Below are 10,324 nucleotides of genomic sequence, written 5' to 3'. Positions count from 1 at the left end.
AATTCCTATTTGGTATTGAGCAGACTCGGCGATTCCCATTACTATAATTTTGAGTTTGACTTGGCAGAGAAGTATTACCAAGAGCTTATGAATTCTTATAGCTCCGTAGCTTCCCCGAAACATATTTTTCGATATGCCCAAGTTTTGAAGACCAATGGAAAAGTACAAGAATCAGATAAATGGTTACTTAAGTTAAAGGATTTGGGTAAGGATAGTAGAGCAGAGGCTTTAGAGAAGAACAAAGATTATTTTGTTGAGTATTCAAATAAGCCGAAAACCTATATCAATATTCATAACATTTCATCGAATACCAAGTATTCTGATTTTGGAGGGTTTTTATATAACAATAGTTTTTATTTCGCTTCAGCAAAACCAAAGTCAGAAAAAGACAAGAGATTATATAGATGGAATAGACAACCATTTTTAAATATCTATACAACAGAAAAGAAAGAGGTTAAGGAAAATAAAATTTTAGAGGTAGAAGAAGCTAACTTAATAAATGAATTGAGTTCAAGATATCACGAATCTAATTTGATTATTACAAAAGATGGAAAAACAGCTTATTTTACAAGAGATAATTTTGATGGTAAAAAATTACGAGGAGATAAGGATAGAGTATCTCATCTTAAAATTTATTCGGTAGAAAAGATAGGAGATGTATGGGGAAATATACAAGAACTTCCTTTTAATAGTGAAGATTATTCTTGTGGACATCCAGCATTAAGTCCGGATGAGAAAACATTATACTTTGTATCTGATATGGAAAACGGATATGGAGGAACTGATATTTATAAGGCTGAAATTTTAGGGAATAATACTTTTGGGGAGCCAGTAAATCTCGGTAAATCAATCAATACAGAAGGAAGAGAGATGTTCCCTTTTATAAACAATGATGGAACCTTATTTTTTGCATCAGATGGTCATTTAGGATTAGGAGCATTGGATGTTTTTGAGTCAAAACCAGAAAGTGACGATTTTACTTCTCCCGTAAATTTAGGAAGCCCAGTTAATGGACCTTTTGATGATTTTGCTTTTGTAATTAATGATGAACATACCAATGGTTTTTTCTCATCTAATAGAAAAGGAGGAGAAGGAGATGATGATATCTATAGTTTTATAATCTACAATTGTAAGGAAGATATAACGGGAGTTGTGTCAGATTCGAGAACAGGAGAACCTATTTCAGAAGTATTGGTTCAATTGATGAATTCAAAAGGGGAGCCTATAGAGGAACAACGAACAGGAAGCTCTGGAGAATATTTATTTAAAAAGATAGACTGTGAGAAGAACTTCGTTGTAGTAGTGTCAAAAGAAAACTATAGAAACACTAAAAAGGATACCAAAACACTAGATATCAACAAAGAAACAGTAGTAGAGAATATTCAGTTAGAATCCTTAATAGTGGAAGATCAAATAGTAATCAATCCTATTTATTTTGATTTTGATTTATACAATATACGAGAAGATGCTGAATATGAATTAGAACATATTGTTTCTGTTTTAAATAACAATCCAGCGTTAGTTATCAAAATAGAATCACATACCGACAGTAGAGGTACCAAAGACTACAATAGAACCTTATCCGATAATAGAGCTAAGTCTACTAGAGATTATATTATTTCTAGAGGAATTAATTCGGAAAGAATCGAAAGTGCCATTGGGTATGGCGAAGATAAATTATTGAATGATTGCGATGATGCAAATCAAAGTAAATGTACTGAGGAAGAGCATCAAAAAAATCGACGTTCCTACTTTTATATTGTAAAAGGAGGAGTGAACATTCAAGTAAACAATTAAAATTGGGGAATTTTAACCAAAGACTACCTCGTAGAATTGAAACACTACGGGTAGTCTTTACTTTTTAGAAAATAATTATCTTCTATCGATAAAATCTTGATATGAATCTTGACTTAAAGACCTACCTAATGAATCAAGTTTGGCTATGTTTCCTTCTTTAACTACAGGTTTATTTCCTACAAAATCATATACGTAAGTTCCTTCAGGAGTTATGGTACCAAAACCTTTATTGAATATGTAATGAACGTATTGATTCTTAGAGTTGTTGAATATATTTTTCCCCCATTTAAATTTTTCATAATCACCATCAAGTAATTGTAAAAGGGTATATGCAAAATCAGTCTGACCAGAAAGAGTGTTTATTTCTTTGCCTGTTTCTTTTAGAGCACCACCTAACCAAACCATTGGAATTTTAAACTTTTTAGGAGAATTAAAATATCCTTCATGTTCAGGTAGTCTGTTACCATGATCAGACATAATAACAATTAAGGTATTATCCCACCAAGGTTGTTTTTTAGCAAAATCAACGAAATTTCCAATTGCTTTATCAGTATATGCCTGTGCACTTCTATATAGATTATCGTCACCATCTTTTCCAAATTTATACTCGTCTGGAAATTCAAATGGTTCATGACTCGTTAATGTTAAGGCAGTTACGAAAAAAGGTTCTTTTTGAGGTTTACTTAGATCTGAAGCTAATCTCTCAAGGAAAATATGATCATGCGCTCCCCATTTCGAGTTCCAATCTTCTCGTGCAAATTCACTACCATCAACAATATAGTCCATATCACTCATTCGAATATAGGTGTTCATATTACCAAAATTAGTATCACCTCCATAGTAGTATGAAGTATGATAACCTAATTTTTTCATTTCTAATGGAAGTTTAGGAAGACTACGTGTTTTATTTGGCATCTTTATGATGCTATATTTGAACTGCGGATAATAACCACTTAAAATAGCAATGATACCTTTATCGGTTCTATCTCCATTACCATAAAAATTAGTAAATAAAATACCTTCTTTAGCAAGCTTGTTTAAATTTTCGGTTACATTAGGCTCACCACCAACAGCTTCAACGACTTTAGCAGATAAACTTTCCCAAACCAATAAGATAACATTTGGTTTGTTTGTTTTTAAAATAGAATCTTTCGATTTAGAAATTAAAGCTTCTCTTCTTTTAGAAATTACTTCTGAAGCAATTTTGGGGTCAAATTTTTTAAAAGGGTTTCTTTTTCCAATACCTCTTGCAACATCATTACCAAAATTCCAAGCAAAATTAACAGCTGCATGATTGGCAAACATGTTTTTTGAAAAATATACGTTGCTTTGATTGATTGGAATTTCTTGAAAACCACCTCTTAAAGGAATAATCAAAAAGCCTATTGCAAGAAATAAACCAGCGGCATGTACATATTTTCCAGTTGAAAAATCTTTAGTAATATGATTTATAATCTTGTTTGCTAAATATATAAAGAAGGCTGATAGTAACAGCCAAATCAATATTCCGAAGAAAAGTAAACTAGCAGAAACAGAAGCAAGCATTACTTTAGGAGTGTTGATGTAGTTTAACAAAGTACCATCTAATCTAACTCCCCATGAAGCATATAATACGGTGTCAATTAATAGTAACAATGTTATAATAGGAAGTACAACAAAAGTGTACGCTTTTAATATTTTTTTGATGTACTTTTTTGAAATAAAAACACTTAAAAGAACTAATAAAAAAGGAATAGCACATAAATATGCCGTAAATGACATATCTAATCGAATACCATATACAAAGGTTTTTAAAATACTAAAAAAGTCAAGTTCACTTGTTCTTTCAAAGTAAAAAGCTAAAAAGATAAAACGACCAATAAAAAAATAAGCTACCCATGAAAAAAAATAGATAAGATTGGCTAAGAGACGTGTTTTAAGAAGATTCATTTATAAAGTAGATAATTTATTTATTCAGTTACTTTTAATCTAGCTTGTGCAGTAACAGAAACATCAGAATATGTATTGTTTAAATATTTCAAGTACCCAGTAATGGCAATCATAGCAGCATTATCTGTGGTATATTGGAATTTTGGAACATAAGTTGTCCATCCCCAATGTTGTTCTGCAACTTGTAAACGTTTACGAATTTCAGAATTAGCAGAAACCCCACCAGCTATAGCAATATGTTTAATTCCGGTTGCCTTTACTGAGTTTTTTAGTTTGTCCATTAATATTTCAACAATAGTATGTTGAATGGAAGCACAAATGTCATGTAAGTTTTCTTTGATAAAATCAGGATTTTCCTTTAGATTTTTTTGAATAAAGTATAATATACCTGTTTTCAATCCACTAAAACTAAAATCTAAATCACCAACTTTAGGTTTAGAGAATTTATAAGCTTTAGGATTTCCCTGTTGAGCGTATTTATCAATTAAAGGTCCACCAGGATAAGGAAGTCCTAAAATTTTAGCAGATTTGTCAAATGCTTCTCCTACAGCATCATCAATAGTTTCACCTAAAATTTCCATTTCAAAATGGTTGGTGATTTTTACAATTTGAGTATGACCACCACTTATGGTTAAACAAACAAAAGGGAATGGAGGTATTTTAGCATCTTCTTCTTTTATAAAATGAGCTAAAATATGTGCTTGCATATGATTTACATCAATCAACGGAATGTTTAAACCCAAAGCCAAAGATTTGGCAAAAGAAGTACCCACCAATAATGATCCCATAAGTCCAGGGCCTTTGGTAAAAGCAATTGCACTTAATTGATTTTTATTAATTCCTGCACGTTCTATAGCCTGTTGAACAACAGGAACTATATTTTGCTGATGTGCTCTTGATGCTAGTTCGGGAACAACTCCTCCGTATTTTGCATGTACCTCTTGGTTCGCAATTACATTGCTTAAAACTTTTCCATCACAAATAACAGAAGCGCTTGTATCATCGCAAGAGGACTCTATTCCTAAAATATAAACTTGTTTTGTACTCAAAATGTCCTAAAAATAAGTTAAAGAGACAAAAATATTGAATATTAGTTAAAATTGAACGTTCTTTGTAGTTATTGGCAATATTTTTGATTTAGAACAATAAATTTTGTTGAACACTTCTAAAGCATTTCAATCATAAAAAGATTTGGTAAAATACTATTACGAATAATAAAGTATACATTACTTTTTTTATTGCTTTTATGCATATTGCTATCAATTCCAGCTGTTCAAACCCAATTGGGTAAAATTGCAACAAACGCAGTGAACAAGGAATTTGGAATTGATTTAGTGGTAAAGAAAGTAGATTTGTCTTTTTTAGGAAGTGTACAATTAAAGGGAGTTGAAATAAGAGATCATCATAAAGACACCTTAATTTTTGTAGATAAACTTAATACTTCACTTCTAAACGCAAAGAAGGTATTAGAAAATAGAGTAGATCTAGGCAGTTTATCATTAGAAGGTGTACAATTTCATTTAAAAACATATAAGGGAGAAAAAGACGATAACTTATCAGTTTTTGTAGAAACTTTTGATGATGGGAAACCACGAGACCCCAATACACCTCCATTTAAATTAAGTACCTCCAATGTATATATTGATAGACTCAATTTTAAACTATTAGATTTTAATAAAAAAGATATATTACAGTTTTCAGCTTCTGATGGAGGAGGGAATTTACAAGATTTTTCCATAGTAGGTCCAGATGTATCAATGAAAATTCGGGGCTTGTATTTTACTGAAAATAGAGGAGTAGTTGTGTCAAACTTAAGTACAGATTTTGTGTATACAAAGACACATATGCTATTTGACAATACTTCTTTGAAAACAGATAATAAAACCGATATCATAGGTGATATAAAACTGTCTTATAATAGAAAGGATTTAGCCGATTTTAATGATAAAGTAAACATAAAAGCTACTTTTAAAAAAAGTAAGCTAGCTGTAAGAGATTTAAGTAAACTCTATAGAGAGTTAAGTGGGAATGATATTTTATATTTTACAGGGAAATTAACAGGAGTACTTAATAATTTTGATGTTAACCGTTTGAATTTATATTCTAGAAACGGACTAAGAATAAAAGGAGACCTAGCTTTTGTAAATGCCATAAAAACGGAGAGAGGCTTTATTTTTGAAGGAGATTTAGATAATGTAAAAGCTAATTATGGTCAGTTAAAAAGTGTACTTCCAAATTTACTGGGAAAAACCTTACCAACTGAGTTTAAAAGATTGGGAGATTTTAATTTATCAGGATTAGTTAAGGTAACTCCAGAGCAGATGGATGCTACGCTAAATGTTGAATCAGAAATAGGAACAATAGTCTCAGATTTACAGTTAACGAATATTGATGATATTGATTTTGCTTCATATGTGGGAGAGGTAGATTTTCAAGAATTTGATTTGGGTATTTTTACGAATGACCCTTTACTAGGTAAGATTTCATTGAAGGCAGATGTAAATGGAAGTGGTTTTAGTGTAGAAAATATAAACACTACCATAATAGGAAAGGTTAGTAATATTGACTTTAAAGGATATTCTTATAAAGACTTAACGGTTAATGGACAATTTGAAAATAAAAAGTTTGATGGTTTTCTAAATTCAGATGATGAGAATTTTAAGTTAGTATTTGAAGGGCTTGCCGATTTTTCATCGGAAGTAAATAAGTTTGACTTTACTGCTAAGATTGCTGATTTAGATTTAAATAAAACGAATTTATTCACAAGAGATAGTATTGCTAAACTTAAAGGTTTGGTAAAACTTGATATCTCAGGAAATACATTAGACGATATCATTGGAGTAGCGAAATTTGATAACTTGACCTATACCAATCAAAAAAGAGCGTATTTGTTTAAAAACTTTGAGGTGTTATCTGCAGTAAAGGATAGTATAAAAACTATAAAAATAACCTCAAAGGATATTGTAAATGGAGAACTAAAAGGGAAGTTTACATTTGAAGAATTATTGCCAATAACAGAAAATGCTTTAGGAAGTGTATATACTAATTATGAGCCGCATCCAGTAACAAAGGGACAGTTTTTAGACTTTGATTTTACCATTCACAATCAAATAATAGATGTTTTCTTACCACAAGTAGCTATCGCTGAGAATACACGTTTAAAAGGAAGAATTAATTCAGATAAAAACTCCTTAAAACTCACATTTAGTTCACCAAGAATTGAAGCATATAAAAATATTGCCGACAATTTATTGCTAAGGATAGATAATAAGAACCCTTTATATAACACACAATTATCCGCAAACGAGGTAAATACCCCCTATTATAAATTAAAAGAGTTAAACCTATTAAACAGAACATATAAAGATACGTTGTTTTTTAAGTCGGTTTTTAAGGGAGGTAAGAATGAAAAAGAACAATTTAACTTAGACTTTTACTATACAATAGATGCCTTAAAGAAATCGGTAGTAGGAATTCAGAAATCTACTTTTAGTTATAAAGACTTTGACTGGACCATAAATCCAAAAGGGAATAAGGAAAATAAAGTTGTATTTGATTTAAAAGAAAAGGAGTTTAATTTTAGTCCGTTTACACTTGCATCAGGAAAACAAAAGATAGAATTTAAAGGGATACTAAGGGATAGCTCGTATAAAGATTTACAAGCTAAGTTTACTAGTGTTAAATTGAAAAGTTTTGTCCCTCCAATTGATAGTTTAAATCTAGCAGGGAACTTGAATGGAATTATAGATTTTAAACAACAAGACAAAAAAATATCACCAAAAGGAAATTTATTAGTAGAGAATTTTCATATCAACGATTTTTATCAAGGAGATCTAGCCTTAAATGTAACGGGGGAAAATTCTTTTGAAAAGTATGATGTAAACTTATCTCTAATCAACAATAAAGCAAAGAATATTTCGGCTTTAGGAAAAATAGATTTTAGTACGAAAAGACCAACACTAGATCTAGCTTTTTCTTTAAAAGATTATCAAATAGAAGCATTTAGTCCATTAGGCGAAGAGGTGTTGTCCAAGTTAAGAGGGAAAGTAACGGGTGATTTTACAGCAAAAGGATATCTCCGAGACCCTGATTTAAAAGGTGTTTTAAACTTAGAAGATGCAGGGTTGGCATTCCCTTATTTAAATGTCGATTTTGATTTGAATCAAAATGCAGCGATTGTTTTAGATGGAAGACAGTTTATTTTTAATGATATCATCTTGGAAGATGTTGAACACAAAACACAAGGTAGTTTAAACGGTTATATTGCGCATCAAAATTTTGAGCAATGGGTGTTGCATTTAGATATTGATACAGATAACTTGTTAATATTAAACACGTCTGAATCTGAAGAAATACCGTATTATGGAACTGGATTTTTAAAAGGAAATGCTAAAATTAGAGGACTTACAAGCAATTTAGATATTGAGGTAAATGGAAGTACACAGCCAGGAACCGTGTTTGTAATTCCTTTAAGTGATGTAACTACGATTGATAATTTTAAGTTGATTCATTTTAAATCTGAAGGAGGAGAAGCTACTGATAAGAACCAATTAAAAGATATTAAAGGGTTAGATTTAAGAATTTATTTAGAAGTAACAGACGATGCTCTTGCACAAGTGGTTATAGATAAGGTATCGGGAAGTGAATTAAAAGGACGAGGAGATGGTAATTTATATATTGAAATAGATACCAGAGGAAAGTTTAATATGTATGGCGATTTTATCGTAGACGAAGGAGTATATAATTTTAGATATCCGGGGATCACAAAACCATTTAAAGTTCAGCAAGGCGGAACTATTTCTTGGACGGGAAGCCCTTTTGAAGCAGAACTAGATTTAACAGCTGTATATAGTACCAAGGCAAATCCGGCACAGTTATTAGATAATATTAATTCGAGTCGTAAAATACCTATTGATTTATATACTAAAATTACAGGAGGACTTTTTGATTCAAAACAAGAATTTGATATTAAAATACCGAACGCAAATTCTACGGTAGCTTCAGAATTAGAATTTATTCTGAATAAGAATGACCTAAATACAAAGATGCAACACTTTACATTCTTATTAGCTTTTGGTACATTTTATAACGAAGAAGCAATAGGAAGCAGTGCTTCATCAGGAATCACAGGAACGGCTTCCGAAATAGCTACAAGTATTTTATCAAGTGTATTAAACAAAGGAGACGATAAGTTTCAAGTAGGAGTAGGGTATACGCAAGGAGATCGTGGAGATGTAGGGAATTTAAATTCAGATGATCAAGTAGATGTTTCTGTAACCACTCAATTAAGTGATCGAGTAATCGTAAACGGAAAAGTCGGGGTTCCAGTAGGAACAAATACGCAGACGAATGTTGTGGGAGAAGTAAAAGTGGAAGTTTTATTAAATGAAGAAGGTACTTTAAGAGGAACGGTATTTAATCGTCAAAATGAAATTCAAAATAATGTAGATGATGAAGGATATACTCAAGGAGTTGGTATATCTTATCAAGTAAACTTTGATAATTTATCTGAATTAGGACAAAAGTTAGGACTTAAGAAAAAGAAGAAAAAAGAAGAAAAGAAAGATTCCGTAAAAGAAGTCAAGCAAAGTAATTTGATCAAATTTAAATCAAAAAAGAAAAAAGATAACTAATCAAACTAGATGAAAAGAACAATTAAAGATTACTTCTTAATTAGCTTAAAAGGAGTAGCAATGGGAGCAGCAGATGTTGTTCCAGGAGTATCAGGAGGAACAATAGCTTTTATCTCTGGAATTTATGAAGAATTACTAGGTTCTATTAGTAATATTAATTTAGGATTATTTAAAGTTTTAAAGGAAAAAGGTTTTAAAGAAGCTTGGACGAAGTTAAATGGTAATTTTCTATTATCTTTATTAATAGGTATTGCAATTAGTATCGTTTCTTTAGCCAAAGTAATTTCATGGTTACTAGATAATCAACCAATTTTACTCTGGTCTTTTTTCTTCGGATTGGTTTTAGCAAGTGTAATTTATATTGCTAAACAAATTACAAAATGGAATGTTATTACCATTGTTTTATTATTAATAGGAAGTTTTGTTGCTTATAAAATAACAACATTAAATCCTATGGTTTCAGAAAACTCTTCACCTGTATTTTTGTTTTTCTCTGGAGCACTAGCTATATGTGCAATGATTTTACCGGGTATATCAGGATCATTTATTTTGGTGCTATTGGGAGCGTATAAAGAAGTATTAAATGCGGTAAATAATAGAGATTTAGGGAAGATAGCATTGGTTGCTGCTGGAGCAATTTTAGGATTGTTATTGTTTTCAAGAATATTGAAATGGTTGTTTAGCAATTATAAAAACTATACGCTAGCGGTATTAACTGGGTTTATAATAGGTTCATTGAATAAAATATGGCCATGGAAGGAAGTGTTGAGTTATAGAACAAATTCACATGGAGAAAAAGTACCATTTAATGAATTGTCAATTTCTCCTCTTTCATTTGATGGAGATCCGCAAATTTTTCAAGCTTCGCTTTTAGCTTTAGTAGGTTTTGGAGTGATTTTACTTTTAGAAAAATTAGCAGTAAAAAAGCAGTAATAAATTACTACCTTAGTCATACTAACTAAATC

At 30.9% G+C, this 10,324-nt stretch carries 5 protein-coding genes; 3 read left to right on the top strand and 2 right to left on the bottom strand.

The window, feature by feature from the left end:
* Nucleotides 1–1,797, top strand: a 1,797-nt coding sequence (locus Q0873_RS16645) for an OmpA family protein (protein WP_299109474.1), incomplete at its 5' end; no start/stop codon positions are given.
* A 75-nt stretch (nt 1,798–1,872) separates the two neighbouring features.
* On the opposite strand, the gene Q0873_RS16640 is transcribed toward Q0873_RS16645, so the two are convergent.
* Entirely contained in the window at nt 1,873–3,726 is a 1,854-nt protein-coding gene (locus Q0873_RS16640) for an alkaline phosphatase family protein (RefSeq protein ID WP_299109471.1), read from the bottom strand.
* 20 nt (nt 3,727–3,746) lie between these two features.
* Complete coding sequence (tsaD, locus tag Q0873_RS16635; protein WP_299109468.1) at nt 3,747–4,775, bottom strand: tRNA (adenosine(37)-N6)-threonylcarbamoyltransferase complex transferase subunit TsaD; 1,029 nt, start codon at nt 4,773–4,775, stop codon at nt 3,747–3,749.
* Between the two features lie 234 nt (nt 4,776–5,009).
* On the opposite strand from tsaD, the gene Q0873_RS16630 reads away from it, so the two are divergent.
* Together Q0873_RS16630 and Q0873_RS16625 are read left to right on the top strand one after the other, a co-directional pair.
* Complete coding sequence (locus tag Q0873_RS16630) at nt 5,010–9,359, top strand: translocation/assembly module TamB (RefSeq protein WP_299109465.1); 4,350 nt, start codon at nt 5,010–5,012, stop codon at nt 9,357–9,359.
* A 9-nt stretch (nt 9,360–9,368) separates the two neighbouring features.
* Nucleotides 9,369–10,292: a DUF368 domain-containing protein gene (locus Q0873_RS16625; protein WP_299109463.1), complete on the top strand. Its 924-nt coding sequence runs from the start codon at nt 9,369–9,371 to the stop codon at nt 10,290–10,292.
* The last annotated feature ends 32 nt before the right edge of the window (nt 10,293–10,324 follow it).

Origin of the sequence: uncultured Tenacibaculum sp. (assembly GCF_947498805.1) — a bacterium.
Taxonomy (GTDB): domain Bacteria; phylum Bacteroidota; class Bacteroidia; order Flavobacteriales; family Flavobacteriaceae; genus Polaribacter.
This window is presented reverse-complemented; position numbering and strand designations above follow the sequence as displayed.